30 protein-coding genes, 3 tRNA genes and 1 pseudogene are annotated in these 26,687 nt (G+C 45.6%); 6 read left to right on the top strand and 28 right to left on the bottom strand.

The features are described 5' to 3' along the window. Positions 1-77: 77 nt before the first annotated feature. The 4 genes from dctP to TOI97_RS09180 all read right to left on the bottom strand — a co-directional run bounded on the left by dctP (position 78) and on the right by TOI97_RS09180 (position 5,404). Complete coding sequence (gene dctP, locus TOI97_RS09195; protein WP_321553823.1) at positions 78-1,070, bottom strand: C4-dicarboxylate TRAP substrate-binding protein DctP; 993 nt, start codon at positions 1,068-1,070, stop codon at positions 78-80. 216 nt (positions 1,071-1,286) lie between these two features. Beyond that, the gene (locus TOI97_RS09190; RefSeq protein ID WP_321553822.1) at positions 1,287-2,657 is read right to left on the bottom strand and encodes a sigma-54-dependent transcriptional regulator; all 1,371 of its coding nucleotides are present in this window, start codon (positions 2,655-2,657) and stop codon (positions 1,287-1,289) included. After that, positions 2,654-4,468, bottom strand: coding sequence for a sensor histidine kinase (locus TOI97_RS09185; RefSeq protein WP_321553877.1), 1,815 nt, complete (start codon positions 4,466-4,468; stop codon positions 2,654-2,656). The genes TOI97_RS09190 and TOI97_RS09185 overlap by 4 nt, the downstream gene beginning before the upstream one ends. Before the next feature lie 54 nt (positions 4,469-4,522). Beyond that, positions 4,523-5,404 (bottom strand): LysR family transcriptional regulator, encoded by an 882-nt coding sequence (locus TOI97_RS09180; protein ID WP_321553821.1) that lies wholly within the window; start codon positions 5,402-5,404, stop codon positions 4,523-4,525. Between the two features lie 204 nt (positions 5,405-5,608). Between TOI97_RS09180 and TOI97_RS09175 the strand changes: the two genes are divergently transcribed. Both TOI97_RS09175 and TOI97_RS09170 read left to right on the top strand, forming a co-directional pair. Further along, positions 5,609-6,358: a sulfite exporter TauE/SafE family protein gene (locus TOI97_RS09175; protein WP_321553820.1), complete on the top strand. Its 750-nt coding sequence runs from the start codon at positions 5,609-5,611 to the stop codon at positions 6,356-6,358. A 137-nt stretch (positions 6,359-6,495) separates the two neighbouring features. Continuing rightward, a complete protein-coding gene (locus TOI97_RS09170; protein ID WP_321553819.1) occupies positions 6,496-7,155 on the top strand; it encodes a 7-cyano-7-deazaguanine/7-aminomethyl-7-deazaguanine transporter in 660 nt (219 codons plus the stop codon). Positions 7,156-7,272: 117 nt separating this feature from the next. Here TOI97_RS09170 and yacG read toward each other — a convergent pair whose 3' ends face one another. The 20 genes from yacG to mpl form a co-directional block, all read right to left on the bottom strand. Beyond that, positions 7,273-7,464, bottom strand: coding sequence for a DNA gyrase inhibitor YacG (gene yacG / locus TOI97_RS09165; RefSeq protein WP_321553818.1), 192 nt, complete (start codon positions 7,462-7,464; stop codon positions 7,273-7,275). After that, the gene (gene coaE, locus TOI97_RS09160) at positions 7,461-8,072 is read right to left on the bottom strand and encodes a dephospho-CoA kinase (RefSeq protein ID WP_321553817.1); all 612 of its coding nucleotides are present in this window, start codon (positions 8,070-8,072) and stop codon (positions 7,461-7,463) included. The genes yacG and coaE overlap by 4 nt, the downstream gene beginning before the upstream one ends. A 175-nt stretch (positions 8,073-8,247) precedes the next feature. After that, positions 8,248-9,051, bottom strand: a complete 804-nt coding sequence (gene trpC / locus TOI97_RS09155; RefSeq protein ID WP_321553816.1) for an indole-3-glycerol phosphate synthase TrpC — start codon at positions 9,049-9,051, stop codon at positions 8,248-8,250. After that, positions 9,048-10,097, bottom strand: a complete 1,050-nt coding sequence (gene trpD, locus TOI97_RS09150) for an anthranilate phosphoribosyltransferase (protein WP_321553815.1) — start codon at positions 10,095-10,097, stop codon at positions 9,048-9,050. Before trpD ends, trpC begins: the two co-directional genes overlap by 4 nt. After that, a complete protein-coding gene (locus TOI97_RS09145) occupies positions 10,097-10,690 on the bottom strand; it encodes an anthranilate synthase component II (protein ID WP_321553814.1) in 594 nt (197 codons plus the stop codon). Before TOI97_RS09145 ends, trpD begins: the two co-directional genes overlap by 1 nt. 33 nt (positions 10,691-10,723) lie before the next feature. Next, positions 10,724-11,710: a diaminopimelate dehydrogenase gene (locus TOI97_RS09140; protein ID WP_321553813.1), complete on the bottom strand. Its 987-nt coding sequence runs from the start codon at positions 11,708-11,710 to the stop codon at positions 10,724-10,726. Between the two features lie 41 nt (positions 11,711-11,751). Beyond that, positions 11,752-13,236, bottom strand: coding sequence for an anthranilate synthase component I (gene trpE / locus TOI97_RS09135; RefSeq protein ID WP_321553812.1), 1,485 nt, complete (start codon positions 13,234-13,236; stop codon positions 11,752-11,754). Between the two features lie 309 nt (positions 13,237-13,545). Further along, the gene (gene mnmH, locus TOI97_RS09130) at positions 13,546-14,670 is read right to left on the bottom strand and encodes a tRNA 2-selenouridine(34) synthase MnmH (RefSeq protein ID WP_321553811.1); all 1,125 of its coding nucleotides are present in this window, start codon (positions 14,668-14,670) and stop codon (positions 13,546-13,548) included. Beyond that, on the bottom strand, positions 14,667-15,734 hold the full coding sequence (selD, locus tag TOI97_RS09125) for a selenide, water dikinase SelD (RefSeq protein WP_321553810.1): 1,068 nt from the start codon (positions 15,732-15,734) through the stop codon (positions 14,667-14,669). The genes mnmH and selD overlap by 4 nt, the downstream gene beginning before the upstream one ends. Positions 15,735-15,954: 220 nt before the next feature. After that, complete coding sequence (locus tag TOI97_RS09120; protein ID WP_321553809.1) at positions 15,955-16,185, bottom strand: zinc ribbon domain-containing protein; 231 nt, start codon at positions 16,183-16,185, stop codon at positions 15,955-15,957. Continuing rightward, positions 16,110-16,370 carry an IS200/IS605 family accessory protein TnpB-related protein gene (locus TOI97_RS09115; protein WP_321553808.1) on the bottom strand — a complete coding sequence of 87 codons (261 nt, stop codon included), beginning with the start codon at positions 16,368-16,370 and terminating at the stop codon, positions 16,110-16,112. The genes TOI97_RS09120 and TOI97_RS09115 overlap by 76 nt, the downstream gene beginning before the upstream one ends. A 225-nt stretch (positions 16,371-16,595) precedes the next feature. After that, positions 16,596-17,231 carry a phosphoglycolate phosphatase gene (locus TOI97_RS09110; RefSeq protein WP_321553876.1) on the bottom strand — a complete coding sequence of 212 codons (636 nt, stop codon included), beginning with the start codon at positions 17,229-17,231 and terminating at the stop codon, positions 16,596-16,598. Positions 17,232-17,275: 44 nt separating this feature from the next. After that, positions 17,276-17,950 (bottom strand): ribulose-phosphate 3-epimerase, encoded by a 675-nt coding sequence (rpe, locus tag TOI97_RS09105; protein ID WP_321553807.1) that lies wholly within the window; start codon positions 17,948-17,950, stop codon positions 17,276-17,278. 206 nt (positions 17,951-18,156) lie between these two features. After that, entirely contained in the window at positions 18,157-18,687 is a 531-nt protein-coding gene (locus TOI97_RS09100; RefSeq protein ID WP_456077550.1) for a DUF3299 domain-containing protein, read from the bottom strand. A gap of 2 nt (positions 18,688-18,689) precedes the next feature. Further along, entirely contained in the window at positions 18,690-18,938 is a 249-nt protein-coding gene (locus TOI97_RS09095) for a GlsB/YeaQ/YmgE family stress response membrane protein (protein ID WP_321553806.1), read from the bottom strand. Between the two features lie 71 nt (positions 18,939-19,009). Next, entirely contained in the window at positions 19,010-20,092 is a 1,083-nt protein-coding gene (locus TOI97_RS09090) for a 5-(carboxyamino)imidazole ribonucleotide synthase (RefSeq protein ID WP_321553805.1), read from the bottom strand. A 3-nt stretch (positions 20,093-20,095) separates the two neighbouring features. Then, positions 20,096-20,587 (bottom strand): 5-(carboxyamino)imidazole ribonucleotide mutase, encoded by a 492-nt coding sequence (gene purE, locus TOI97_RS09085; RefSeq protein ID WP_321553804.1) that lies wholly within the window; start codon positions 20,585-20,587, stop codon positions 20,096-20,098. 165 nt (positions 20,588-20,752) lie between these two features. Next, the gene (locus tag TOI97_RS09080; RefSeq protein ID WP_321553803.1) at positions 20,753-21,046 is read right to left on the bottom strand and encodes a YceK/YidQ family lipoprotein; all 294 of its coding nucleotides are present in this window, start codon (positions 21,044-21,046) and stop codon (positions 20,753-20,755) included. Beyond that, positions 21,039-21,671, bottom strand: coding sequence for a flavin prenyltransferase UbiX (ubiX, locus tag TOI97_RS09075; RefSeq protein WP_321553802.1), 633 nt, complete (start codon positions 21,669-21,671; stop codon positions 21,039-21,041). The genes TOI97_RS09080 and ubiX overlap by 8 nt, the downstream gene beginning before the upstream one ends. Then, positions 21,668-23,026 (bottom strand): UDP-N-acetylmuramate:L-alanyl-gamma-D-glutamyl-meso-diaminopimelate ligase, encoded by a 1,359-nt coding sequence (gene mpl, locus TOI97_RS09070; protein ID WP_321553801.1) that lies wholly within the window; start codon positions 23,024-23,026, stop codon positions 21,668-21,670. The genes ubiX and mpl overlap by 4 nt, the downstream gene beginning before the upstream one ends. A 150-nt stretch (positions 23,027-23,176) precedes the next feature. Between mpl and TOI97_RS09065 the strand changes: the two genes are divergently transcribed. The 4 genes from TOI97_RS09065 (at position 23,177) to ispA (ending at position 25,722) form a co-directional block, all read left to right on the top strand. Further along, the gene (locus TOI97_RS09065) at positions 23,177-23,617 is read left to right on the top strand and encodes a GNAT family N-acetyltransferase (protein WP_321553800.1); all 441 of its coding nucleotides are present in this window, start codon (positions 23,177-23,179) and stop codon (positions 23,615-23,617) included. A gap of 161 nt (positions 23,618-23,778) precedes the next feature. Further along, entirely contained in the window at positions 23,779-24,306 is a 528-nt protein-coding gene (ppa, locus tag TOI97_RS09060; RefSeq protein WP_321553799.1) for an inorganic diphosphatase, read from the top strand. A gap of 289 nt (positions 24,307-24,595) precedes the next feature. Further along, entirely contained in the window at positions 24,596-24,838 is a 243-nt protein-coding gene (locus TOI97_RS09055) for an exodeoxyribonuclease VII small subunit (RefSeq protein WP_321553798.1), read from the top strand. Beyond that, the gene (ispA, locus tag TOI97_RS09050) at positions 24,835-25,722 is read left to right on the top strand and encodes a (2E,6E)-farnesyl diphosphate synthase (RefSeq protein ID WP_321553797.1); all 888 of its coding nucleotides are present in this window, start codon (positions 24,835-24,837) and stop codon (positions 25,720-25,722) included. Before TOI97_RS09055 ends, ispA begins: the two co-directional genes overlap by 4 nt. 232 nt (positions 25,723-25,954) lie before the next feature. Here ispA and TOI97_RS09045 read toward each other — a convergent pair. From TOI97_RS09045 to TOI97_RS13405, 4 genes and pseudogenes are all read right to left on the bottom strand, one after another. Next, positions 25,955-26,029 (bottom strand) — tRNA-Lys (locus tag TOI97_RS09045). 7 nt (positions 26,030-26,036) lie between these two features. Next, a tRNA-Pro gene (locus tag TOI97_RS09040) sits at positions 26,037-26,113 on the bottom strand. A gap of 1 nt (position 26,114) precedes the next feature. Continuing rightward, a tRNA-Asn gene (locus TOI97_RS09035) sits at positions 26,115-26,190 on the bottom strand. Positions 26,191-26,446: 256 nt separating this feature from the next. Continuing rightward, a pseudogene (locus tag TOI97_RS13405) lies at positions 26,447-26,687 on the bottom strand (zinc ribbon domain-containing protein); the annotation flags it as partial.

Here is a 26,687-nt window from a genome sequence, read left to right as displayed (position 1 = left end):
TAGTACAATAAAAGACTAACCTGCCTGCAGCTTAAGAAACTCCACGTAACCCGAATGATTACGTGGAGATTCACAGATTACTGCTGGTTAGCAGCCTCCGCAGCTTTAATACGTTCGGCACCAATTTCTTGCTCAAACTTCTTCCAAACGGGCTTCACCTGATCACGCCACTGATCACGCTGCTCTTTAGTTAAAGTAATGATTTCGCTACGACCACTATCAATGATCGCCTGCTTATCACGCTGGTTAATTGCTTCAGCATGCAAGTTCACTTCAACAGTGACCTCATCCATAATGTTACGCAATTCTGTACGTACATCCTCTGGCAAACCATTCCAGAATTTGGTGTTAGTAATCACCATATAGTCGAGCAGGCCATGATTCGACTCAGTGATGTATTTTTGCACTTCGTGCATTTTCTGCGAGTAAATATTGGAATACGGGTTTTCCGCACCGTTCACTACACCAGTTTGTAAACCTTGATAGACTTCACCGAAACTCATTTTCCGCGGGTTAGCCCGTAATGCTTTAAATTGTTCGTCCAATACAGCAGAGGCTTGCACTCGGAACTTTAAGCCCCGTGCATCCCGCGGAGTACGCAGAGGTTTATTTGCTGACAACTGCTTTAGACCGTTGTGCCAATAACCCAAACCGGTAATGCCTTTATCTTCCATAGAAGCCAAGAGTTCTTGACCAACTGGACCCTTCTGAAAGCGATCAACGGCTTCAATGTCATCAAACAAAAAGGGCAGATCAAAGATCTGGATAGGCTTTGAGTAATGTTCAAACTTAGCCAATGATGGCGCAATCAACTGCACATCACCTAGCAATAAAGCTTCCATTTCCTTACCGTCACCAAACAATGAGGAGTTCGGATACACCTCAACCTCAACTTTACCCGGTAGACGCTCTTCAGCAAGCTTTTTAAATAGCAAAGCACCCTGCCCCTTTGGTGTGTGCTCAGCAACTACGTGAGAGAATTTAATTACAATAGGGTCAGCTGCATGAGCCAAACCCGCAAGTCCCAATGAAACAGCACAAACCAGTGCTTTAGCGGTCATTTTAAGCATTAAAATTTCCTCTTACTTCAATTAGTCAGTGCCGCACAGTGCGACAAATTATGTAACACACCAGAAAAATAACTGATGGCCTTTAGGTATAAAGCAACTTTCATACCCAAAAATAAAATATAAGACTAAGGTCGTACTAGGCATACCTAAAAAAGACTGAAAACTACAGTTTCGCTTGAACTATAAAGCAGTATGGGCGGATTTCCGCCAGACAGACTAAGCTGATGGCGATTTTTCGCCAACCCCTTCAAACCTCAACCCATGCTTACGCAGTTTGTCATGTAAAGTCTTCCGTGGCAGTCGCAAAGCTTCCGCCACCTCACGTAGCGACTGATGTGGATTCTTCAGTTCACTGATAATAAGGCTACGCTCATAGGCTTCTACTTGCTGGCTTAAAGGCAAATGCTGTTGGGCTACAGGATAAGCAGTTGGACTGATAGCTAAATCCAATCCTAAAGCAAAACGCTCTGCCGCATTTTGAAGCTCACGGATATTACCTGGCCATTCATGGGCTAACAGTAACGCACGAGTAGCAGCACTCAGCATAGGCTCTGCACTCTTATATTTTGTACAAGCAGTACTTACAAAGTGTTGGAATAACGGCAGAATATCCTCACTGCGTTGGCGCAGTGCAGGAATATGAATTTGTGCAACATTAAGACGATAATACAAGTCAGCACGAAAACGTCCTTCATCTGAAGCAATCAGCAGATCCTCTTTCGTTGCAGCAATGACACGAATATCTAAAGGAATGAGTTGGTTGGAACCCACCCTTTCCACCACTCGCTCTTGTAATAACCGCAGTAACTTAACCTGCACATCCAAGCTCATGCTTTCTATTTCATCGAGAAAGACTGTACCACCGTTGGCATATTCAAATTTACCAATACGACGCTTCTGGGCTCCAGTAAAAGCACCGCTCTCATGACCAAACAATTCACTTTCAATCACTGTTTCAGCCAAAGCACCTGCATTAATGGCAACAAAGGGCTTATCGCTACGGGACGACAAATCATGCAAAGCACGTGCGACCACTTCTTTACCTGCGCCGGTTTCACCAGAAATCAACACATCAGCTTGAATAGCTGCCAGTGCCCTGACCTGCTCACGCAGACGTTGCACACATGCTGAACCACCTAAAATACGCTCACCCAATAAGCGCTGTTCAGTTAAAGCTAAACGTAACGAACGGTTCTCCAGTACTAAACGACGCACTCCTAAAGCACGATGCACACTATCTAATAACAAATCGCTAGCAAAAGGTTTTTGCAAAAAGTCATAAGCTCCGTTACGCATCGCTTCTACAGCTAAAGGTACATCACCATGCCCTGTGATCAGTAACACCGGTAACTGCTCGTCAAATGCTTGAATCTGCTTTAACAGCTCTAAACCATCCATACCCGGCATGCGAATATCGGTGACAATGACACCTTGCCAATCTACCGGCAAAGTCTCTAAGACACCTTGCGCACTACCATAGGCCTGCACCTGCAACCCAGCCAAATCAAAGGTTTGCGATAAAGCCGTACGTAAATGTGCATCATCGTCCAATAACAGTACATCCGTGTCATGACTCACTTGCATCATATAAAACGATCCTCATTGGAGCTTAAATTGACTGTAGACGAAATCTGACGTAAATGTAATGTAATTTCAGCCCCACCTTCTGGATGATTAGCGAAAACTAAGCGTCCCTTTAAAGCTTGAATCAAGGTTGCACAAATAGCCAACCCTAACCCTAACCCTCGTGCCGTTGTTTTGGTTGTATAAAAAGGCTCGCAAGCCTGCTCAAGTGCTTCTACAGTAAAACCAGGGCCATTATCCCGTATTGTTAAAATCACCCAGCCATCTTGCACTTGGGTACTGAGCCAAATCTTACGCGGAAATCCTTTTTCACTGAGCGCATCTAAAGCATTGCTAATTAGATTATTCAATACCTGACGTAAACGGGTTTCTCCCGCCTCAACCCATAAAGTGGCATCTGGAATATCCCGCACGATCTCCACTTGTAAATTGCGCTGACGCTTTACATTCAGCGCCAAGGTGTCATCGATTGCCGGTTGCAATGCTACATGCTCAGAAGCTAAACGATCACGCCGCGCAAACGCACGTAAATGACTGATAATAGAGGCCATACGCTCTGTCAGTTCAGCGATCAACTCTAAATTTTTATGAACGTCAGCTATACGCTCTTTTTCCAGTAAAATTTTAGCGTTATCGGTATAACTACGAATCGCCGCCAGCGGCTGATTCAGCTCATGACTGATACTGGCGGACATAATGCCTAATGCTGACAGCTTGCCCGCTTGCACCAACTCATCTTGCGCCCTTACCAGTTCCTGCTGTGCAGACTCACGCTCTAAAACCTCTTGTTTCAGACGGCTATTTAGGGTTTGCAAGTCTTGTGTTCGAGTACGCACATTTTCCTCTAGCACACGCTTAGCATGCGCATCCATAGTGATGCGCTCAAGATAATGGCGCCGCCGCTGCATTAATAATCCCAAAGTCAACAATATTGCTAGTAAAGATGCTGCAGCCACCGCCATGGCCGTATTAACTGGCTGATTAATCAAGCGACGTGGCGCTAAAATACTCACCTGCCAACCGATTGTTTCTAGGTTTTTGTCAAAGGTGAGCCAATCTTGCTGCTTTAAGCCTATGGGTACAGGTTTTACTGAAGTATAAGGCTGATGTTCCGTGACACTACGCTGTTCTTGTGTAGTCAACTCCCGTGTGGCGGTAAAACGCCAATCTGCATTTGAGGTCAAAATCACAACACCATTTTTATCAGTAACCAATAATTGCTCAGGTGTTTTTCCCCATAAGGTCTCAGTGAAATCTAAATCAACTTTCACCACAATCACGCCAATGATTTCCCCATCAACATAGACTCCACTACCAAAATAATAGCCACGCTTAGAAGAAATATTACCTAAACCAAAAAACTCACCCACCCCGCCTGTTAATGCTCCTTGAAAATACGGACGAAACGCAAAATTATTACCTACAAAACTCCGCTCTTGCGCCCAGTTCGAAGCCGCTAAGGTCAAACCTTGGGTATCCATCAAGTAAATAACATCAGCACCCGTCTGTTGCTGAATGCGCTGTAATATTTCATTGCTAGTTTGTAATACATCCTCATCTGTGGGGGTCAACAAGGCTTGCTGCACATCAGGTAACCGGCCTAAAATTTGCGGCAACACCTCATAACGCTGCAAAACCCCTAATAAGTTCGCGACAAACAAATCCAGGGTTTGTCCATTACGGCGGTTGAGGTCTTCTAAATAATAGCCTTCAACCAAGCGCTGAATCGGCCAAAGTAAAACCAAAAATAAAAATGCCAACCACAATAAATTACGCCAACGCGGCCTCGCAAAGGCACTACGCCCTTTCCACATACCGGCCTCATAATCAGCAAAATGAATATCGTCTTTTAGCGGCTGCATATACTGCTACTTAACCAGTAATTTAATGAGAGTTTTCACGTATTCAGGCAGTGCTTGCGAGTCACGCACAACAATGCTGCGTTCACGCAGTGCCCAAGGCTCATCCAATTGTATAACCTTCAAATTCATAGTGTATTGATGCCGCAACGCTGAAGAAGCTGGCATAATACCAATCCCCACTCCTGCTTCGATCATGCGACACATCGACTCAAAGCCAAAGACTTGGATTCGCACATTCAGTTTACGCTGTAAACCATCCACTTGGCTTTTTAAAAAACGTAATAAACTTGAGCCTTCTTGCAAACATACATGTGGATAATTTAAGGTTTCCTCTAAGGTGATTGAACTTAAATGCGCTAATGGGTGCTCACTGTGCGTTGTCAATACTAATCGATCCGTGCTGAAAGGAATCACCTCTAAATCTTGAGCCTTAATCGGACCTGCAGTGATGCCAATATCTGCAGCACCTTCTGCTACACCACGCAAAACCTCTAAATTAATCCGCTCCTGTAAGTCAATACTCAGCTGTGGATGCTGCACCATCAGCACTGCCAAAATTTCTGGCAAAAAGTCTGTCACAGCTGTGGTATTGGCAAAAATACGAATATGTCCAACCTGTTGGTCACTAAACTCTGATAGTTCATTTTGTAAGTACTGCACTTGGCGCAAAATAATTCGCGCGTGTTTCAATAAAGTGGTGCCTGCCGCAGTTAATTCGACGCCCTGAGAATTACGGTACAGCAGACGAATACCGATCTGTTCTTCAAGTTTTTTGATCCGATTACTGGCGGCAGCAGTTGATATACATGACTTGCGCGCCCCCTGAGTCATGCTCGACTGTTCTGCAATATTGATAAATAAACGTAGGTCTGCAAGATCAAAATGCATATAAATACACCTTAGTGTTAATCAAAATCTAACACAGCATTAGAATAAAGGAGATATACAAAACACCAAAGCTTTTGGCATCATCCACCCCGTGCACAACACAGTAGGTTAAAGCTCCTCTAGCCCACACCCACCACTGACTAGTTGGCACAGCACCCCGTCCAATAAACGCATTTCCTACGCAGACTGATAAGGCACTTAGCTATGCTTGATTTTATTCTCAATATTATAATTGGCGGACTGCTGGGTTTTTTTGGTGGCTTATTAGGCATAGGCGGTGGCCTTTTTGCAATCCCAACCTTAAGTCTACTCTATGGGATGGACCAGCAACTTGCTCAAGGCACAGCCTTAGCTATGGTGGTACCTAATATTGTTTTAGGGCTCTATAAATACAATCAGCGCAATAAAATCGAGTGGAAGGCAGGTACTATTCTCAGCTTAAGCGCTTTTATTTTGTCTTGGTTCGGCGCTGTCATTGCAATTGATTTAGATCATCGCACCATGCGTCAAATCTTTATCGGCTTTCTGATATTTATTGCCATTTGGAATATTATCCAAACCCTCGGCAAACGGATGAGCACAGGTTTAAGGCATCTTCCTTGGCCTTACTTTGCTACTTTAGGCAGTATGTCAGGCTTTCTCGGCGGCCTCTTTGGTGTCGGCAGTGCAGTAATTGCAACCCCCATCATCACTATGTTTTTCGGAGCCACGCAAGTTGTAGCCCAAGGGTTGTCTTTAGCCATTGCCGTGCCGACGACCGCTGCCACTTTAGCCACTTACAGCTTTCATGGTCAGGTCAATTGGATGACTGGATTCGCTATGGCTATCGGTGGCGTACTCACTGTTTCCTACGGCGTCCGTGCCGCACACAGTTTACCGCAGCATATACTGAAAACTGTCTTCAGCGTCTTCGTACTGATCAGTGCCGCCCTACTGTACGGTCAGCTCGAGTAGCCTGGCAGCACCTCCACACAGTTACCAACCTGCTCATTGCCCTCTGCTTCATTAAGACAATTGTGCGTATAATGCGCACTCACTGCGCTTCCTCAGAGGCGCTTATGGTTCCCTCACCCCATTCAAAAAGGTGTCTTATGCTTAATCTATTAAGCCCACGTCAGCGTGTGGCGGTGGCAACGCTAATTGCGTTCCATATTTTTATTGTTATCGCTAGCAACTACCTTGTGCAACTCCCTATGACGCTATTTGGTTGGCAAACGACTTGGGGAGCCTTTAGCTTTCCTTTTATTTTCTTAGCGACCGACCTCACCGTGCGCTTACTAGGTAAGCAGGCGGCACGGCGAGTGATTGCCTATGTCATGTTACCTGCACTCTTAATCTCTTATGTTGTATCTGTGCTATTCCAAGAAGGCAGTTTTCGCGGGGCAGCAGCGTTACTAGAGTTTAACAGCTTTATTTTACGTATTTCTCTAGCCAGCTTCGCGGCCTATGCAGTGGGACAACTGGCCGATATACAGGTCTTTGACCACTTGCGCGAACTCAAACAATGGTGGATAGCCCCCACTATCTCTACAGTACTAGGCAACCTACTAGACACTTTTGTCTTCTTTTCTATTGCGTTCTGGGGCAGCAGTAATGCCTTTATGGCAGCTAACTGGATAGAAATTGCCGTAGTCGACTACTTCATTAAAATTTTAATCAGTTTGCTACTTTTTATTCCGCTATATGGCGTACTGTTGAATATACTACTGCGCATTATGGGGGCACCGATAACCGCAAAATCCACTGGATAACAGCGCATGGCTATGGAGGGCTCAATATCTATGCTAAGTTCAGGATGCACGCCTTACTAAAGCCAAAAGAATACTAGTAGACTGCAGCAGATATTTTTTACACATAGAAATCAATTCTTAACTATTCAACTCACCACTAAATACATCATTTAAGTCCGGCTCCCCTGGAATTGCATGCTCTTCTGCAGCCCACGCCCCTAAGTCAATCAGCTTGCAACGTTCACTGCAAAATGGACGAAAGGGGCTTTGCTCTCCCCATTCCACTGAAGCACCACATGTCGGGCAATCCACTTCAGTTACAGTGGTCATACTTGACCTCCTTTCAGGCTTAAATAATATTCATGTAAGCGACCTACTTTTTCATATAAAGCAGCTTTATCACCGGTATTACACAGCACATCATCAGCATATTTTAAACGCTCATCGCGCTCCAATTGTAACTGCATAATGGCACGTAGCTGTGCCTCAGGCACTTGATCTCGTTGCAATGCTCGAGCCAACTGCAATTCAGTGGGAACATCCACCACTAGCACTCGCTCAACTGTTTTATACTGCCCAGACTCAATCAGTAAAGGTGATACCAATATCGTATAAGGAGACTGTGCCGCGGCTAAAAATTGCTGAATTTCATCACGTATTAAAGGATGTAATAACTCTTCTAACCATTGCCGCTGCTCTGGCTCTGCAAAAACACGCTCCCTTAAAGCCGCTCGATTCAGCTGCCCGTCCTCAAGCAATATACCTTTGCCAAAACGATCAACAATTTTGCTTAACGCCGGACGACCCGGTTCAACCACCCAACGGGCAGCATGGTCAGCATCAACAGTAGCAACACCAAGCTCAGCAAAAGCATCAGCAGCCGCACTTTTACCGCTGCCAATCCCACCAGTAAGCCCTAATACCCAAGGTTTACCCACACGACGACCCTCTGTAGAAATTATAGGTACGATACGTCAGTTTAAATTGATACCTGCCCTAAAGCACGGAAAGTAGATCAGTCGACAGCTATACCCGCCTACAAATATTCCGAACCGTTTTATATCACGCCCGTGAGCAACACTGACCTATTTGGTAGATATGTTGCTTTACAATTTATTTAGGGAAAAATAAACGCTTCAGCTCGGCACCAGGATCATTGGCACGCATGAATGCTTCGCCCACTAAGAAAGCATGTACATTATTAATTTCCATCAGTTCTACATCTGTACGCTGTAAAATACCACTTTCTGTAATCACTAAGCGCTCTTCTGGAATACGTGGCAACAACTCCAATGTAGTTTCCAGTGACACCTCAAAAGTATGTAAGTTACGGTTATTAATACCTACCAGAGGCGTGTCCAAATGTGTCAAAACACGATCAAGCTCTACGCCATCATGTACTTCTGCCAAAACATCCAGCCCCATATCTTGAGCTGCAGCAGCCAGCTCTAACATTTGGCCATCATCTAAACAAGCAGCAATAAGCAGAACACAGTCTGCACCTAATGCACGCGCTTCAATAATTTGGTAAGGATCAACCATAAAGTCTTTACGAATTACAGGTAATGCACACGCATTACGTGCTTCTTGCAAATAACGGTCAGCACCTTGGAAGAAGTCAATATCCGTTAGCACAGATAAACAGGTTGCACCGCCTTGTGCATAGCTTTGCGCCAACCATTCTGGAACAAAGTCTTCTCGCAATACTCCTTTGCTCGGTGAAGCTTTTTTAATTTCAGCAATCACCGCTGGCTGTTTCTTGCGTACTTGTTGTTGCAAAGCGTGAGCAAATCCACGTGGAGCTGACGCCTGTTCAGCCTGAGCATACAGCTCACTCAAGCTCACAATTTGCTTACGCTGCGCAACCTCTTCATGCTTTCGCGCGACAATTTTCTCTAAAACCGTTGGAATACTCATGCGTTTGCGGCCTCCTGCTTAAACACGGAAGTAAAAGACACCAACTCAGATAACTTCTCTAAAGCCAACCCAGTGTAGATAGTATCGTGGGCACGCTCCACACCTTCTTTCAAAGTACTGGCCACACCCGCTGCATATAATGCAGCACCTGCATTCAGGGCAATCATTTCTGCGGCTTTATGAGCATAAGGCTGTTCACGCTTCCCTAAAGCATCATAAATCAGTTTATAAGAGGCTGACGCATCCGCTACTTCTAAACCAATAAGCGACTGACTGCTGATACCAAAATCTTCAGGCTGAATACGGTATTCTGTGATTTCACCATCCTTTAATTCAGCCACAAAAGTTGGTGCACCTAAACTGATTTCATCCATACCGTCTTGAGCATGCACAACTAATACGTGCTGACTTCCTAAACGCAGCAATACTTCAGCTAAGGGGCGGCACAATTGCTTACTAAATACGCCAATGACTTGTTTTTTAACTTGAGCCGGATTACTCATAGGCCCCAAAATATTAAATAAAGTACGCAGCCCTAACTCATGACGCGGGCCACTAGCATGACGCATTGCACCATGGTGTGCAGGAGCAAACATGAAGCCAACCCCAACTGTTTCAATACAACGCTTAACTTGATCAGCAGTTAGATCCAAATAAACACCCGCTGCCTCAAGTAGATCAGCACTACCACTATTGCCAGAAACAGCGCGGTTCCCGTGCTTAGCCACTTGCCCACCAGCCGCTGCAACCACAAAAGCTGCAGCAGTAGAGACGTTAAAAATATTCATACCGTCCCCGCCGGTACCACAAGTATCGACTAAATGCTCACCTTCAATCGTCACAGGTTCTGCTAATTCACGTAAAACCTGCACTGCCCCCACAATTTCATCGATACTTTCACTTTTCATGCGCATGGCCACTAAAAAGCCGCCTACTTGTGCGTCAGTGCACTGTCCAGTCATGATTTGACGCATGACCGTTTGCATCTCTGCTGTGCTTAGATCCAATTGACTAACCGCTCGACTCAGCGCCTGCTTAATGTCCATTAACGCTGTCCTCCCATTTGTTTTAAGAAATTCTCCAGCAAGGCATGCCCTTGCTCGGTCAAAATTGACTCAGGGTGAAATTGTACCCCCTCAATATTTAACGTCCGGTGTTGCAGCCCCATAATGGCTTCCAGCTCACCTTGCTCGGTCTGCGTCCATGCTGTAACTTTTAAGTCATCTGGTAAGCTTTCTGGCGCCACCACCAATGAGTGGTAGCGTGTAGCAATCAGGGGGTTATTTAAACCAGCAAACACACCCCGATTATGGTGATACACGGGGCTAGTTTTACCATGCATAGGTTGCTGGGCTCTCACCACAGCCCCACCAAAAGCCTGCCCAATACTTTGATGACCTAAACATACTCCCAACACTGGCACTAAGCCTGCAAATGCCTTAATTGCTGCTAATGACACACCGGCCTCATTAGGCGTACAAGGCCCTGGCGAAATAACAACCCGCTCTGGAGCCATCGCCAACAACTCTGGCACAGTGTATTCATCATTACGCACCACTTTGACCTCAGCACCTAACTCAGCAAAGTATTGCACTAGATTCCAAGTAAAAGAGTCGTAATTGTCGATCATTAACAACATATAAGGTGTCCTTAAGCGATTATGCCAAAACGATTACAGTAACTCTTTACGCAGCTGTGCTGGGCTTTTAGGTGATAACAAACCTGGCGCAATATCAAATACAGTTTTTGCACCGATATCATTCAAGTGAGCTAAACGATGAACAGCGCGGGCATAAGCTACAAGTACACTTGCCGTAAATTCTGGATTACTACCCAACGCCAGAGAATACTCAATGGTTTGAATACTATCAGTACCGGTATTACCACTACGGATCACAAAACCACCATGGGGCATACTGCTGTGTTCTTTGACAAAGGTATCCGCATCAATAAAATGCACTGTAGTATCATAGTCTGCAAAGTAGTCCGGCATGGTAACAATACTTTCTCTTACAGTATCGGCATCCGCCCCCTCTTCCAACACGATGTAACATTCACGCTTATGCTTTTCACGAGTCGTTAATTCAGGGCGCTCACCACTGCGCACACGAGCAATCGCCTCTTCAGATGGCAAGGTGTATTGCACACCTGACTTGACCCCTGCAACACGACGCACCGCATCAGAGTGCCCCTGGCTTAACCCTTTACCCCAAAAAGTGTAGGTCTCACCTTCAGGTAAAATGGCTTCGCCAAATAAACGATTCAAGGAAAACAAACCTGGATCCCAACCTACAGACAACATAGCCACACGGCCCGACTCACGGGCAGATTGATCCAAAGCCTCATAGTACTCTGGCACCTTAGCGTGGGTATCAAAACTGTCGACAGTATGAAAAAACTTGGCCAAATAAGGGCCTTGTTCCGGCAGGTCCGATCTAGAGCCACCGCAAAGAATCATGACATCCACTTCATCTTGATACTGTTCAATATCAGCCATTGAATAGACTGGAATTGAGCTATCTAACAAGGTAACACTGGCTGGGTCACGACGACTGAATACACCCACCAATTGCATGTCTGGGTTTTGTGCCAGCGCTGACTCAACACCGCGTCCTAAGTTGCCATAACCGGCAATTGCTACTCTTATCCGATGACTCATGATGTTTACCTTTACAGTTGAAACAAAAATTAAATACTTATTCAGTTACCCGGCTTACTCTTTTCAGCCAGCGCAACTGCTTTAAACATGGCTCGACGTTTATTTAAGGTTTCTTCCCACTCTAAATCCGGCTGTGAATCAGCGACAATACCGGCACCTGCTTGAACATGCAGCTCACCGTTTTTAATGACTGCCGTACGAATAGCAATGGCGGTATCCATATTGCCGTTCCACGCCCAATAGCCCACAGCGCCGCCATAAACACCACGCTTAACCGGTTCTAGATCATCAATGATTTCCATGGCACGCACTTTAGGTGCGCCCGATAAAGTACCGGCTGGCAAAATTGCGCACAATGCATCCATAGAATTCAAGCCACTTTGTAACTGTCCTGTCACATTAGAAACGATGTGCATAACATTAGAATAACGCTCAATAATCATTTTCTCGGTGACTTTAACACTACCTGTATCAGCAACTTTACCCACATCATTACGACCGAGATCAATCAGCATCAGGTGCTCAGCGAGCTCTTTTTTATCTGCTAACAACTCTTGTTCAAGAGCTAAGTCCTGTTCTTCAGTTGCTCCACGTGGACGTGTTCCCGCAATAGGACGGACAGTGACTAAACCATCCTCTACACGCACCAAAACCTCCGGTGAGCTACCCACCACGTGGAACTCAGCGAAGTTAAAAAAGTACATATAAGGCGTTGGATTAAAGCAACGCAAAGCACGATAAAGATCAATAGGAGCTGCAGTAAAAGGCACCGACATACGTTGAGAGATCACCACCTGCATGCAATCACCAGCAGCGATATATTCTTTAATCTGCAGGACCGCTTTTTCATAATCTGCCCGACTAAAGCTTGAGGCAAACTGCGGCTCAGGTCCATCAATGGCATTAAGGTCCACGCCCACACGAGGTATCAAAGGCTTAGCCAGCTGTGCCGCTAATAAATCAAGCTCAATAAGTCCCTGCTCATAAGCATCCGCTCTGCTCGGATCAACCAAAACAATTAAATGCAATTTGCCGGATAAATTATCAAACACCACTACAGCATCAGATACCAACAATAAAATATCAGGTGTACCCAAGGGATCTGGGTTAGGACATTCGGCCAAGCGCTTCTCTACATAGCGCACACTATCGTAGCCAAAATAACCAACTAAACCACCATTAAAGCGCGGTAAGCCAGGTAGAGTCGGAACACGGTAACGCTCTTTAAATTGCTCCACAAAGGTGAGAGGGTCATCTACCTCGAGATCTTCCACCACACGCTCATTAGTAATCACCCTCACACGTTTACCATCAACGCGTAAGCGTGTACTGCTCGGCAGTCCAATAATGGAAAAGCGTCCCCACTTTTCCCCTCCTTGGACAGACTCTAATAAGTATGAATAAGGTGCATCAGCAAGCTTTAAATAAATAGAAAGCGGAGTGTCAAAGTCGGCCAAAGTTTCGCGGGCCAAAGGAATACGATTGTAGCCTTGATCAGCTAAGCGTAAAAATTCTTCGTGAGTCATATCAGCCTCGTGGCAAGAGGAAAAAAGGGAACACAAACCATGCCGCTCAATGGCGAACAGTATTAATTAGACGCGCCAACGCCAACGGCCTGATGCCGCTAGTAATGTGCCTATCAATAGTTTGCGATCAACAACCACGAGCGGGTCCCTTGGGGTGGACTGAAAATATAAAACTACACTAGCGCAGGCCATCAGAACGCGCAAGCTGTAGATACTAGTTTTTGTTATTTCCATGCACAGCAGTCACTCATTGCAGAGCTTCACGCAAAGGACTCAAGCTGCGCTCAGACTTTTGTAGTATCTAACAACTCAATCAATACTTTCAGAACCGCGCTGCTGTTGCGCCGCTGCAATGAAATACTCACGCACTTCAGTTGCAGAACCCATAAACTCAACCAAATGTCTTCTATCCTGTAACTGATATTCGTACATAGGGTCATAATACTTACTCAGAATGATCTTAATCCAGTCACGATGAAGGCTATTATCACCACGTCGATGCTGCTCCAATGCCTGCAGTAAGAGAGCATGTGCCTCTTGATACAAAACCCCACCTAAACGCTTCTGGATTTTTTGCAGTGAGCGTGTCAGGTCATCACTAAAAGCGATAAAACCTGCCTCTTCACCAACTGCACGCTGCCACTCACCTAATTTATGCAGAATATAATTACAAAAACTGTGCTCGATCCGCTGCTCTAAAGAGGCTGTGACAATAATAATTGGAGCCTGAGCCATACGCTCACGTAAATTTAATGGAATCGCGCAACGACCAATGAGTTTGCTTTCATCTTCAAGCAAAATACGTTGGTGTGGGTTAACGTGGTATTGGCGCAATAACGCAATTGCCAGTTTATTTTCAAAATCAATTTGTGACGGTTGCCCCGTAGGTCGCTTACCAAAAGCACTACCTCTATGATTGGCTAAACCCTCTAAATCAATGCTGTGCTCTAAATCATTGAGTAAATCAGTTTTCGCACATCCAGTATGTCCAGCCAGTATGCAAAACTGACTATCCGCAACAATTTGTTCTTGGCTATCAATTAAAAAGCGGCGCATGGCCTTATAACCACCAATAACACGTGGGTACTCACAGCCGGCTTCCTTCATCCATTGCTGAACAATCTGGCTGCGCAAGCCACCACGAAAGCAGTATAAATACCCATGCGGATAATGACGGGCAAATGCCAGCCATTGCTCAATACGCTGCTCTTTCAGTTTACCTCTTACCAGTTGATGCCCTAGCGCTAAAGCAGCAGCCTGTCCTTGTTGCTTATAACAAGTCCCCACCTTCGCGCGCTCAGAATCAGTCATTAAAGGTAAGTTCACTGTGTGCGGAAATGCACCCTTGTTAAACTCAAGGGGCGCACGTGCATCCAACAGAGGTGTATCAGTCAAAAATAACCGAGCAAAATCTTCAGTGTCTGCTCGACTCATGACCGTACCTCAATCCGATAATCGGTGCGAGCCTCAACCAACTCCCCGATGGAATGAGCATAGACTCCCGCCGCCGTCAATATCTCTTCAAGTTGTGCTGCCTGTTCTGGTTGCACAGCAATCAATAAGCCACCGCTGGTTTGTGGATCACAAAAGAGCGCGCGCTGCTCATCAGTGAGCGGTGCCAACTTATCACTATAGGATTCAAAGTTACGGGTCGTACCGCCGGGTAAACAGCCTTGCGCAATATAATCACGCACCGGCTCTAATAAAGGTATCTTTTGCTCATCCAAGACAGCATTCACAGCACTACCTTCACATACTTCCAGTAAGTGCCCCATCAAACCAAAGCCTGTAACATCTGTAATGGCTTCTACACCAGGTAAACGAGCAACTTCGGCGCCCACTTTATTCATCAAGCACATAGTATCTCGCGCCAAAAACTCATGCTCTGGACGCAGTTTCTTTTGCTTTTGTGCTGTAGTTAAAATCCCGACACCCAGTGGTTTGGTTAAATACAGCTTGCAACCGGCCTTAGCGCTGCTGTTTTGCTTAAGTTGGTCTTTGTCCACAATACCCGTCACTGCTAAGCCGAAGATAGGCTCTGGGGAATCAATACTGTGCCCACCCGCTAGCATAATGCCTGCATCGGCACAGGCCTGACGCCCACCTTCGATCACTTGCTGTGCAACTTCTGGTGGCAAAATATTCACCGGCCAACCAAGAATAGCAATAGCCATAATAGGTTTCCCACCCATGGCGTAAATATCACTAATGGCGTTAGTTGCTGCAATACGCCCAAAATCAAAAGGGTCATCAGCAATTGGCATAAAAAAGTCGGTAGTACTTAAAATAACCTGACCATTACCAATATCATAGGCAGCAGCATCATCCTTGCTACTATTCCCTACTAGCAAGTTGGCATCAGCAGGCAAATTAAGACTAGAGATGAGAATCTGATCAAGTACTTTAGGGGAGATTTTACAACCACAGCCTGCACCATGACTATACTCGGTTAAGCGTACTACAGGTTGAGATACTTGCTGACTTGCTGGGCTATTCACGTGCGACTTACCCCTCAATAGATTTTAAATCTGACAAAGGTAGACATTATACAACTTCGCACAACTACAGTGATAGCTACGCTGTAGGTTTGCCTACGCTCAACCAATATCGATCAGCCATCTCAACACGCACTTACAAACTCATTCTCAATTTTTCACTGAAAGTAAACTTAAGCTTTGAACCGAATGAACTACTCGCCACTTTAGAAGTGGGGGCTTCCTAGGTCATACACTGACTTGGTGGGGTGCGTTGCAACACAGCAAAGGTTATGCAAATTGACTCGGCTAACTCCCTCACACCGTGGGCTTCTGTCATTGATATCCAGCAGCGTAAGCCTTCCTTTAGGATGTTGATGTTGGCGTTATAATCACGATCTAGAGTTTTATTGCAGCTTGGGCACCGCCATACCAGCCTGCTTTGTAGGCCAGCATCGTGGCAAACTGTGACCATGAGCTGTCGCTGATCACTTTAGCTAAGCACCTGTTTTTAACCATGCCTTTAACGTTCAAATCCTCAATAACAATAACATCGTGGTTTTTGATGAGATTGAATGAGGTTTTATGCAGGAAGTCTTTGCGCAAGGATGATGGACAAACAATGTAATCCTTCTGGAAGTGCCCTATATCAAGTGTCACAAACAAACACACAACCAAAAATACCGGTGAGTGCTCAGTTCGAAGGGGCTCAATAATGAGGCTTGAGCGGAAAACTTTCACGCACTGCTCTGCCTTACTCCCTCATGAACATACAGTGGGTACGGTGTCGCCCATGACTACGATATCAGCACAACCAAGAACATTCTCTCAGCTGGCATGGCTCTCTAGCTATAAGAATCCCCACCCTTTAGGTCGGGGAGGATATCAAAGAAAGAGCTCACGTAAGTCATTGAGTATTAAAGCTGGATTTTGCGCACAAATAGACTCGCCATAGTTATAACCGTAAGTGACCGCAACACAAGCGACTTGCGCCGCATGTGCAGCCTGTACATCATTACGTGAATCCCCGATAAATAGACATTCAGCAGCCGTTACACCAGCCTGCTCCATAACCCAAAGCAAACCGGTTGGGTCTGGTTTTTTTTGTGGAAAAGTATCACCACCGACAACCCAGTCAAAGAATTCTGCCATTTGCGTTTCTTCTAATAAGCCTGGTAAAAAACGCTCCGGTTTATTGGTGACTAAGGCTTGTTTAATACCCAGTTTCTGTAACGTTTTCAGAGTATCTATTACGCCTGGATATAAAGTTGTTAAGCTATTATCTTGAGCATAAGCCTGCATAAAGATGGCCAAGGCTTCAGCTTCTTGCTCGGCACTCACCTCTTGATGCTCAAAATGATCGGCTAGTGCACGTCGTACTAAAACTGCCGCCCCATTGCCTACCCAGTTACGCACTTTATCCATTCCTGCAGGAGCGCGCCCTAACTGTACTAGCATCTTATCTGTAGCAGCGGCTAGATCTGGAACAGAGTCAATTAAAGTGCCATCCAAATCAAACATCACCAGCTTAGGTAGCTGTCCATCTAGCACACTCAACAAGGCTTTCACTGTTGCACACCTGCCAACTCTGCTCGCATTGCAGAAATCGCTTGAGCGTAATCTGGTGCATTAAAAATTGCAGAACCCGCAACAAAAGTATCTGCACCCGCTTGCGCAATTTCTTTAATATTCTTCACGTTAACACCGCCATCCACTTGCAGACGGATCGGCAAGCCACTGGCATCAATGATTGCGCGTGCTTCGCGCAACTTATCCAAAGTACCTGGAATAAATGACTGCCCACCAAAGCCTGGATTTACGCTCATTAAGAGCACCATATCAACTTTATCGAGCACATACTTAAGTACATCGAGTGGCGTTGCTGGGTTAAAAACTAAGCCCGCCTTGCAACCACCTTGCTGAATCAGCTGTAAAGAGCGATCCACGTGCTCTGAAGCTTCTGGGTGAAAAGTGATATAGCTCGCGCCCGCCTCAATAAAATCACCAACAATACGGTCCACAGGTTTAACCATTAAATGTACATCGATAGGGGCTGTAATGCCGTACTTACGCAATGCATTGCATACCATGGGACCAACTGTAAGATTAGGAACATAATGGTTATCCATAACATCAAAATGCACGGTATCAGCACCGGCTTGGAGTACGCGCTCCACTTCCTCACCAAGGCGAGCAAAGTCAGCAGATAAAATAGACGGAGCGATTACAAAAGGCTGCATAAGGTCCTCACGGGTAGGTTAATCAAGCAATGCCTGAGCAAAGCCGTATAAAAATATCTAATCAGGCCACTATCTTAGCTGAATTAAGCCTCCTTGAGACAGCCAATACAGTTCAACCTTGTAAGTAACTCATGGTCATAAGCGTTCTACTGCGACAATCACTCTTGTTAAACTCATGATCGCCCAACAAACTAGCCACTGACTATCTAATACTCAACTAACTCGACTTTATCAGCAGCAATAGTATAAGCCGCATCCGCAAGTTCATTGCTGCTCAACTCAATATTCAAAGTGCCTTCTACCCACAAAGGCGCATAAATATCCTCTAATGGCATCCCTTGCGGATAACGAACTAAGACAATTTGATTCGGTGGCGGTGGTGGAACATGAATGCACGCCCCTGGGTAGGGTACTAAGAAAAACTCAACAAAGTTGCCTTTTCCATTGCTTTCTAACGGTACCGGATAACCACCTAAGAGAATTGCACGACCATCCAGTTCAGGGACAGTCTGCGCTGAATACATCACGGCCGGCAAATCTTCCCCAGAAGCACGCAAACCACCACGTTCTGGTGCATAAAAGCTGCTGTCAGCTTCTGGCGTATTATGACTGATTTCTGGCATATCCAGCAGCGCTTGAAGGTCTGACTCTGGCAGCAATTCTAACCAATCAGTTTCTTCTAGGGCTGCTGGTACTGTACTTGCCAATAGCAACATAGCCAGCAGGAAGTAACGCACTTCTATGAACGCTTATGCAAAGCTTCAAAAATAAACAACAAGACAATCGCACCAACTACAGCACCGATAAAACCTGCTGGCTGACCTGCTTCATAAATATTTAACGCTTGGCCACCATAGGTCGCAACCACAGACCCAGCTACACCTAAAATAATGGTCATAATAATACCTAAACCACTTTTACCTGGTTTAAGTAGACGCGCCAAAACACCTGCTAACAAGCCAATGAATAATGTACCTAAGATTCCCATAAGCTTTCCTTTTATATTTTTATTGAATTCGTCATATGGACAGCCATTATGCCTTAGGGTTCGCCATACGCTTAATCTTTTATCAGTTTTTCTAACTCAGCAATTTGTTGCTGCAACCGCTCTGCCGTAGCACTACGCAAGGTGGCATGCCCTACTTTACGACCGGGTTTAAACGCTTTGCTGTAATCATGTAAATGACAATCTGCTACCGCCAACACATCCACGGTTGCTGGAATACTTCCAACAAAGTTCAGCATGGCACTATGTCCCACCTTTGCAACCGAACCTAACGGCAGACCTGCAATAGCACGTAAATGGTTTTCAAACTGGCTCGACTCCGCACCTTCAATGGTCCAGTGCCCTGAATTATGTACTCGCGGTGCAATTTCATTCGCTTTTAAGCCATCATCGACTTCGAAAAACTCAAACGCTAAAACGCCAACATAATTCAACTCATTGAGTACACGGCCAGCATAATCTTGCGCCAACGCCTGCAGGGGATGCTCATCACTGGCCACCGATAAATGTAAAATACCTTCATGATGCACGTTATGCACCAATGGGTAACAGCTGACCTGACCATCACGGGCACGAACCGCAATCAAAGACACTTCGCCGCTAAAATCAACAAAGCCCTCTAAGATGCATGGCACATTACCTAGGTAGGCAAAAGCACCTGCAACATCAGCTGCCTCACGCAAAACCTTCTGACCCTTACCGTCATAGCCTAAAGTGCGGGTTTTAAGAACTGCAGGCAACCCAATCTGAGCAACGGCTGCTTCTAAATCGGCCTGGGATAAAACATTAGCAAACTCAGTGGTCGGAATACCCTGTTCTTTAAACATAGATTTTTCAAACCAACGGTCACGCGCAATACGTAACGCATTAGCACTAGGATAAACAGGTACAAACTGTTCTAAAAAAGCAACTGTTTCAGCCGGCACACTTTCAAACTCAAAAGTAACCAGATCCACGGACTGCGCCAGTTTTTTTAGGTGCTCTTGTGAGTCATAACCGCCTAATAAATGCTCACCTACAGCTGCCGCACAAGCATCTTCAGCAGGATCAAGAAAAGTAAACTGCATTCCTAAAGGGGTTCCAGCTAGCGATAACATGCGTCCTAACTGCCCACCACCAATCACACCAACTTTCATGACTTAAGCCTCTCGTGGATCAGGATGATCCAATACAGTTTGTGTTTGCTTTTCACGGTATGCGTTGAGCGCCACATGAAACTCAGGATGTTTATGCCCAACAATACTAGCTGCCAATAAAGCAGCGTTAATCGCTCCGGCTTTACCAATGGATAGAGTGGCCACAGGCACACCTGCGGGCATTTGTACAATAGATAATAATGAATCCACCCCAGACAACATGGATGATTGTACGGGCACACCCAATACTGGCAAATGAGTTTTTGCTGCGCACATACCTGGTAAATGCGCTGCACCACCGGCGCCGGCAATGATCACCTCGATACCACGTCCATGTGCTTGCTCAGCATAACTGAATAATAAGTCTGGAGTACGGTGCGCAGAAACCACTTGCACTTCATAAGGGATGCCTAAAGTTTCGAGCATGTCTACGCTGTGGCTCATTGTGCTCCAATCAGACTTGGAACCCATAATTACGCCTACCAATGGACTCATCAGTGTTGCCTCTTAAAAGTTTGGGCGCTCATTCGCGCTACAAAAATAACAAACCACGCAATACGGCGTGGCTTGGAAAGAAAATATTTAAGTTAAATTATAGCGCACTTGCAGCATATTACTAAAACGCTGACCGATAATTTAAGCGCTTCATATTTCTACGTCCTAATAACCACCTTGCACCCCTAAACTAACCCCCAATTCAACAGCCACCGCCCAAGGCAGCAATAAAGTATCTAGCAATACACTAAAAGGCAGATCTAAAGCTGCATATTTAGGCGGTTGCGCTCCAAAACGCTCTATCGGATAACAGCCCCCCTGCAAAGCATACCAATCCAGTCGAGTGCCCGAATAAATCACAGGAGCTCCCACTTGCGCCGCATCTAAGGTGCGCACACTGGCACAACCACCACTGCACATTAATGCCATCAAAACTAGCGCAAAAAGCTTATTACTCATCCCAACCCGCTTGATGGTGCTCCCCCCATCGCGGCAACATATCTTGTGGGATTTGTAACACATTAAGGATTCGTGCAACCACAAAGTCCACCAAATCATCAATGCTTTGTGGACCATGATAAAAACCAGGCGATGCCGGTAATATCACCGCTCCCATATTGGATAGCTTAAGCATGTTTTCTAAATGAATACTGGAGTACGGTGCTTCTCGAGGCACAATAATCAACTGTCGGCGCTCTTTCAATACCACATCAGCTGCGCGCTCAATCAAATTATTACAGGCCCCAGTAGCAATAGCCGATAACGTCCCTGTGGAGCAAGGCACAACTACCATGGCATTCGGTGCACCAGAACCAGAGGCCACCGACGACATCCAATCTTCTTTGCCATACACTCGCACCTGACCTGCCGCTGCCCCAGTATATTCCGTTAAGAACTGCTGCATTGCTTGCGGCTTAGGCGGCAATAACACATCTGTTTCTGTTGCTAATACTAACTGTGCCGCTTTAGAAATCAAAAAGTGTACTTCACGATCTTCCTGGACTAAACAATCTAGCAAACGCAAGCCATATTGAGCACCCGAGGCACCAGTCATGGCTAAAGTAATACGTTGAGGTCCCATCATTGTGACGCCTCCAAAGCTTCCAATAATTGACCATGGATACCACCAAAACCGCCATTGCTCATAATCACAACCTGAGTACCTGGCTCTGCCAAAGCTAATACGCCATCAATGATAGCTGGCAAACTCTTACAAACTTGAGTTGGGACCAATGCATCAGCTACTGTGCTCGCTAAATCCCACCCCAAATGATCAGGCGCATACCAAAAAACATGGTCAGCTAACTCTGTAGATGGAGCTAAGCCTTCACGGTGCGCGCCCAATTTCATTGAATTAGAGCGCGGCTCAATCACTGCAATAATCTTTTGTTCACCCACTTGCTTACGTAAACCATCTAAGGTGCTAGCAATCGCAGTCGGGTGGTGAGCAAAGTCATCATAAACCGTCACTCCTCGCACACAGCCTAAGTTCTGCATGCGGCGCTTAACATTTTCAAACTCAGCTAAAGCTTGCGTACCGTGCTCAGCAGTAACCCCTACATGGCGAGCAGCAGCTAAAGCTGCTAGGGCATTAGCAACATTATGCAAACCAGTGAGCGACCAACGCACCACTCCCTGCTCAATACCATCTAGCAACACACTAAAGACCGACCCATCTTGTTTAACTAGACGAGCCTGCCACTGCCCTCCAGGGCCCGTTGTTTGTATTGGCGTCCAGCACCCCTTCTCTAAAACACGTTTAATGGCTTGCTCTTGCTCTGGGTAAATAATCAATCCGTTGCTTGGTACTGTACGCACAAGATGATGGAACTGCTGTTCAATGGCTGCCAAATCAGGAAAAATATCCGCATGATCAAATTCGAGGTTATTTAATATGGTAGTTCGCGGCCGATAATGAACAAATTTTGAACGCTTATCAAAAAAAGCACTATCATATTCATCTGCTTCAACAATAAAGAAGTCAGTACCACCTAAACGAGCGGAAATTCCAAAATTTTGCGGTACACCACCAATTAAAAAACCAGGCTGCATCCCTGCATACTCTAAAATCCAAGCCAACATACTGCTGGTGGTAGTTTTACCGTGAGTACCTGCCGCAGCCATCACCCATCGGCCTTGCAAAACATGTTCTGCTAACCATTGCGGACCGGAGACATAAGGCAGCCCCACATCTAATAAGTACTCCACCGCAGGGTTACCACGAGATAAAGCATTGCCCACTACCACTAGATCTGGCGCTGGCTGTAAATGCTCAGGTAAATAGCCTTGCATCAGCTCAATACCTTGCTCTTGCAATTGAGTGCTCATCGGTGGGTAAACATTCACATCCGACCCCGTTACTCGATGCCCCAACTCTTTCGCCAACAATGCTAAAGAGCCCATAAATGTGCCACAAATGCCTAAAATATGAATATGCATACAAACCTCAACTGAATGCTAGCTAGATTAACACACGCTATCGCGAGCTACCGTGTTTCAAGCAAGCACCGTACATTTGCATATCAGCGCTGCTTTCAGGCAGGATTATCAGTCTAATAATGACTACACGCTACAATAAAGAGAATTGCTATGCGCATCGTTCCTGCCGAATTAGATCATCTAGACCGCTTAGCTCCAATGTTTGTTCACTATCGAGAACTCTATGGCGCAATGCCGCAGCAAGCCGAATCAAAACAATACTTAGCCGAGCGTATTAAAAAGCATGAAGCCATTATTTTACTGGCTTTTGAAGCAGATAAATTACTGGGGTTCTGTTTAGTGTACCCAAGCTTCTCGTCAGTCTCATTACGTCCAATTTGGATCTTAAACGATCTGTATGTGATCGAAGGGGAGCGTCGAAAGAAAGTAGCCAAACAACTGCTGCAAGCCATTGCCGAACAAGCACGCGCCAATAATGTACTGCGCCTAAGAGTGTCTATTAGCGCTAATAATGTCATTGCTCAACGCCTCTACGAGTCGGCTAAATTTATCGAAGACCAGCGTTTTAGAAACTATATTTTATTACTTTAACCTTCCTATTACGCTGTAGAAACATTTACAGCTCAAAATACTTACGTTTCTCACAGGTCATACTGCAAACTTAACAAATTATCAAACATGGCAATATTTGGTATAGATCAATAAATACCCCTATAATTGCCGCACTTTTCACTCACCATTGGATACGTCTTATGAGTTTTAGCAAAATCCCAGCCGGCAAAGACCTACCTCACGATATTTATGTCGCGATTGAAATTCCTGCCAATCACGCTCCTATCAAATATGAAATTGATATGGATACTGACAGCCTAATGGTTGATCGCTTTATGGCAACCCCTATGTTCTACCCAGCAAACTATGGGTTTATTCCTAACACTCTAGCTGACGACGGCGATGCTTTAGACGTTTTAGTGGTAACCCCATACCCAGTCGCCCCAGGCGCTGTCATCCGTGCACGTCCAATTGGCGTATTGCATATGACTGACGAAGCTGGCGGTGATGCAAAGCTGATTGCTGTACCACACGAAAAAGTGACCCAACTATATAATGACGTACAAGAATATACCGACTTACCACCACTGCTGATTGAGCAAATCAAGCACTTCTTTGAAAACTACAAAGACCTTGAAAAAGGCAAGTGGGTCAAAGTTGAAGGTTGGGGTAATGCCGCTGAAGCTCGTGAAGAGATCAGTAAAGCTGCCGCTGCTTTTAACAAGTAACATAAGCCTGCAGCGATTAATGCCTTTATTGATCGCTGCAGTTATTAACCTGCCAATTTAAACAAGCTGATTCCCCTGCCAAAACCACCCCACGATCCAAATTCTCGTATTGATTAAACCGCTAAATCTACTGCCCTCTCTGAAGAAAAGACGTTAATAATTTAGCTCAACCTACAGTGCTGTTATACTTTGCCATACACCATTGAGAGCACAACATCGCTTATCTACAGATAAGCCCATAGAGTCAGTTGCGCTCTATACCCCTAATCCTTTATTTTGTGAGGGCTGTATGGCTCGCCAAAAAAAATTACCGGCATTTGAACAATCCTTAAGTGACCTGCAAGCACTGGTAGAACGCCTTGAAAGCGGTGATCTCTCCCTTGAAGAGTCACTAGCAACTTTTGAAAAAGGCATCGCCCTTACTCGGGAATGTCAAAGCGCATTACAAGACGCGGAACAACGGGTGCAAGTTCTACTCGAGCAAAACGGCACGCTTACTGAACAAACACACGATGGAAGCCTTCTGCCTTGATTTCAGATTACCAGCATTTTTGTCAGCAACATGTTGATGGGGCACTCGAACAACTCCTACGCGCACCAACTTTCGAACTACAGCGTTTATACGACGCAATGCACTACAGCGTCATGAATGGTGGTAAGAGAGTACGTCCACTGCTAGTTTTTGCCAGTTGCCAAGCTCTGGGGGGTGAAATACAACAAGCATATGGTGCAGCCTGTGCTGTAGAGTTAATCCATGCCTACTCACTGGTTCATGATGACCTGCCCGCTATGGATGATGATGACTTACGCCGCGGCCAGCCAACAACACACAAGGCATTTGACGAGGCGTACGCAATCCTTGCAGGCGACGCCCTACAAGCGCTAGCCTTTCACGCATTGTGTGACGAGAATCTCTCACCGGTCAGCAGCCAACAACGCTTAGACATGCTCAAAGAGCTTTCCAATGCAGCGGGGGCAAAAGGCATGGTTGGTGGACAAGCAATTGACCTCAGTGCTGTCGGCCAAATCATTAGTCAGGATACTTTGGAACTCATGCACCGCCACAAAACAGGAGCATTAATTCAAGCTAGCGTGCGTTTAGGTGCACTAGCTAGCAACCACGCTACAAAACAAAAACTTGAAGCTTTGGATCATTACGCACAATCCATAGGCCTAGCCTTTCAGGTACAAGACGATATTTTAGATGTGATCAGCGACACTAAAACATTAGGCAAACAACAAGGTAGCGATATTGAGCATGGCAAACCAACCTACCCAGCACTACTAGGTTTAGAAGAAGCACAACGCTACGCCCAAACACTCAAACAGCAAGCCTTAGAGGCTCTGTCTGACTTTGATCACAAAGCTGTACACTTGCGTCAACTGGCTGACTATATCGTCTCTCGCAACAACTAATTCTATACCTGCAATCGAGCATGGATGGGGCTTGAATCTCAGCAAAGCCCCTTGTCACTTGTCACTTGTCACTTGTCACTTGTCACTTGTCACTTGTCACTTGTCACTTGTCACTTGTCACCCAACCTAGTTTGACCCACAAACCTAGCTGCTAGCTAAACTTTAAATTAACAAAAACAAAAAAGCCCCTAGCATTTCTGCTAGAGGCTTATAATGTGTATCTCTCAATACATGGTGGGTCGTGTGGGATTCGAACCTACGACCAATTGGTTAAAAGCCAACTGCTCTACCACTGAGCTAACGACCCAAAAAAATGGTCGGGGTAGGGGGATTCGAACTCCCGACATCCTGCTCCCAAAGCAGGCGCGCTACCGGACTGCGCTATACCCCGATGGCTCCACGACCTGGACTCGAACCAGGGACCCAATGATTAACAGTCATTTGCTCTACCGACTGAGCTATCGCGGAACTTACTACAGGCTTCTGCAAACTTCGCTTGATGTTTGCCTCATCTGTGGTGCGACATTCTACTGGATTTTCTAACCTTGTCAACACCTTAATCAAAATATTTTTAAAATCTTTTTCTTAAGGCACTTCATAGGTATTTCCTGTTGAAGTCGGCAGCTATTATAGCCTATAAAAACAATATTGGAAGCCCTAAAAATATTTTTTAAACTGAAAATTGATCTTTAACCATTCAGCTCAGGTTGACACCCTCTCCGGCCTAAAGGACAGAGATTCCTACTGCTAGACGACCATGCCCGACCGCGAGAATGTTACGTGCCGCGTTGATATCGCGATAGTGGGTAACACCGCACCCACTGCACGTCCATTCTCATATTCCAAGTCCTGCGATACCTTTCGGCCTCGACTCGGGCAAACTGCCGCAACTCGAACAGGTTTGGGTGGTGTATGCCTCGTCAACTTCCTTAAAAACAATGCCTGCGTGAGCGCATTTATAGTCC

This window comes from Denitrificimonas halotolerans, from assembly GCF_034259425.1.
Lineage (GTDB): Bacteria > Pseudomonadota > Gammaproteobacteria > Pseudomonadales > Pseudomonadaceae > Denitrificimonas > Denitrificimonas halotolerans.
This window is presented reverse-complemented; position numbering and strand designations above follow the sequence as displayed.

Coding starts and splice junctions, on each gene's coding strand:
- dctP (WP_321553823.1), bottom strand. CDS start 1,070: ATGCTTAAAATGACCGCTAAAGCACTGGTTTGTGCTGTTTCATTGGGA.
- TOI97_RS09190 (WP_321553822.1), bottom strand. CDS start 2,657: ATGATGCAAGTGAGTCATGACACGGATGTACTGTTATTGGACGATGAT.
- TOI97_RS09185 (WP_321553877.1), bottom strand. CDS start 4,468: ATGTGGAAAGGGCGTAGTGCCTTTGCGAGGCCGCGTTGGCGTAATTTA.
- TOI97_RS09180 (WP_321553821.1), bottom strand. CDS start 5,404: ATGCATTTTGATCTTGCAGACCTACGTTTATTTATCAATATTGCAGAA.
- TOI97_RS09175 (WP_321553820.1), top strand. CDS start 5,609: ATGCTTGATTTTATTCTCAATATTATAATTGGCGGACTGCTGGGTTTT.
- TOI97_RS09170 (WP_321553819.1), top strand. CDS start 6,496: ATGCTTAATCTATTAAGCCCACGTCAGCGTGTGGCGGTGGCAACGCTA.
- yacG (WP_321553818.1), bottom strand. CDS start 7,464: ATGACCACTGTAACTGAAGTGGATTGCCCGACATGTGGTGCTTCAGTG.
- trpC (WP_321553816.1), bottom strand. CDS start 9,051: ATGAGTATTCCAACGGTTTTAGAGAAAATTGTCGCGCGAAAGCATGAA.
- trpD (WP_321553815.1), bottom strand. CDS start 10,097: ATGGACATTAAGCAGGCGCTGAGTCGAGCGGTTAGTCAATTGGATCTA.
- TOI97_RS09145 (WP_321553814.1), bottom strand. CDS start 10,690: ATGTTGTTAATGATCGACAATTACGACTCTTTTACTTGGAATCTAGTG.
- TOI97_RS09140 (WP_321553813.1), bottom strand. CDS start 11,710: ATGAGTCATCGGATAAGAGTAGCAATTGCCGGTTATGGCAACTTAGGA.
- trpE (WP_321553812.1), bottom strand. CDS start 13,236: ATGACTCACGAAGAATTTTTACGCTTAGCTGATCAAGGCTACAATCGT.
- mnmH (WP_321553811.1), bottom strand. CDS start 14,670: ATGAGTCGAGCAGACACTGAAGATTTTGCTCGGTTATTTTTGACTGAT.
- TOI97_RS09120 (WP_321553809.1), bottom strand. CDS start 16,185: ATGGTCACAGTTTGCCACGATGCTGGCCTACAAAGCAGGCTGGTATGG.
- TOI97_RS09110 (WP_321553876.1), bottom strand. CDS start 17,231: ATGTTTGATTTGGATGGCACTTTAATTGACTCTGTTCCAGATCTAGCC.
- rpe (WP_321553807.1), bottom strand. CDS start 17,950: ATGCAGCCTTTTGTAATCGCTCCGTCTATTTTATCTGCTGACTTTGCT.
- TOI97_RS09095 (WP_321553806.1), bottom strand. CDS start 18,938: ATGGGAATCTTAGGTACATTATTCATTGGCTTGTTAGCAGGTGTTTTG.
- TOI97_RS09090 (WP_321553805.1), bottom strand. CDS start 20,092: ATGAAAGTTGGTGTGATTGGTGGTGGGCAGTTAGGACGCATGTTATCG.
- purE (WP_321553804.1), bottom strand. CDS start 20,587: ATGAGTCCATTGGTAGGCGTAATTATGGGTTCCAAGTCTGATTGGAGC.
- TOI97_RS09080 (WP_321553803.1), bottom strand. CDS start 21,046: ATGAGTAATAAGCTTTTTGCGCTAGTTTTGATGGCATTAATGTGCAGT.
- ubiX (WP_321553802.1), bottom strand. CDS start 21,671: ATGATGGGACCTCAACGTATTACTTTAGCCATGACTGGTGCCTCGGGT.
- mpl (WP_321553801.1), bottom strand. CDS start 23,026: ATGCATATTCATATTTTAGGCATTTGTGGCACATTTATGGGCTCTTTA.
- TOI97_RS09065 (WP_321553800.1), top strand. CDS start 23,177: ATGCGCATCGTTCCTGCCGAATTAGATCATCTAGACCGCTTAGCTCCA.
- ppa (WP_321553799.1), top strand. CDS start 23,779: ATGAGTTTTAGCAAAATCCCAGCCGGCAAAGACCTACCTCACGATATT.
- TOI97_RS09055 (WP_321553798.1), top strand. CDS start 24,596: ATGGCTCGCCAAAAAAAATTACCGGCATTTGAACAATCCTTAAGTGAC.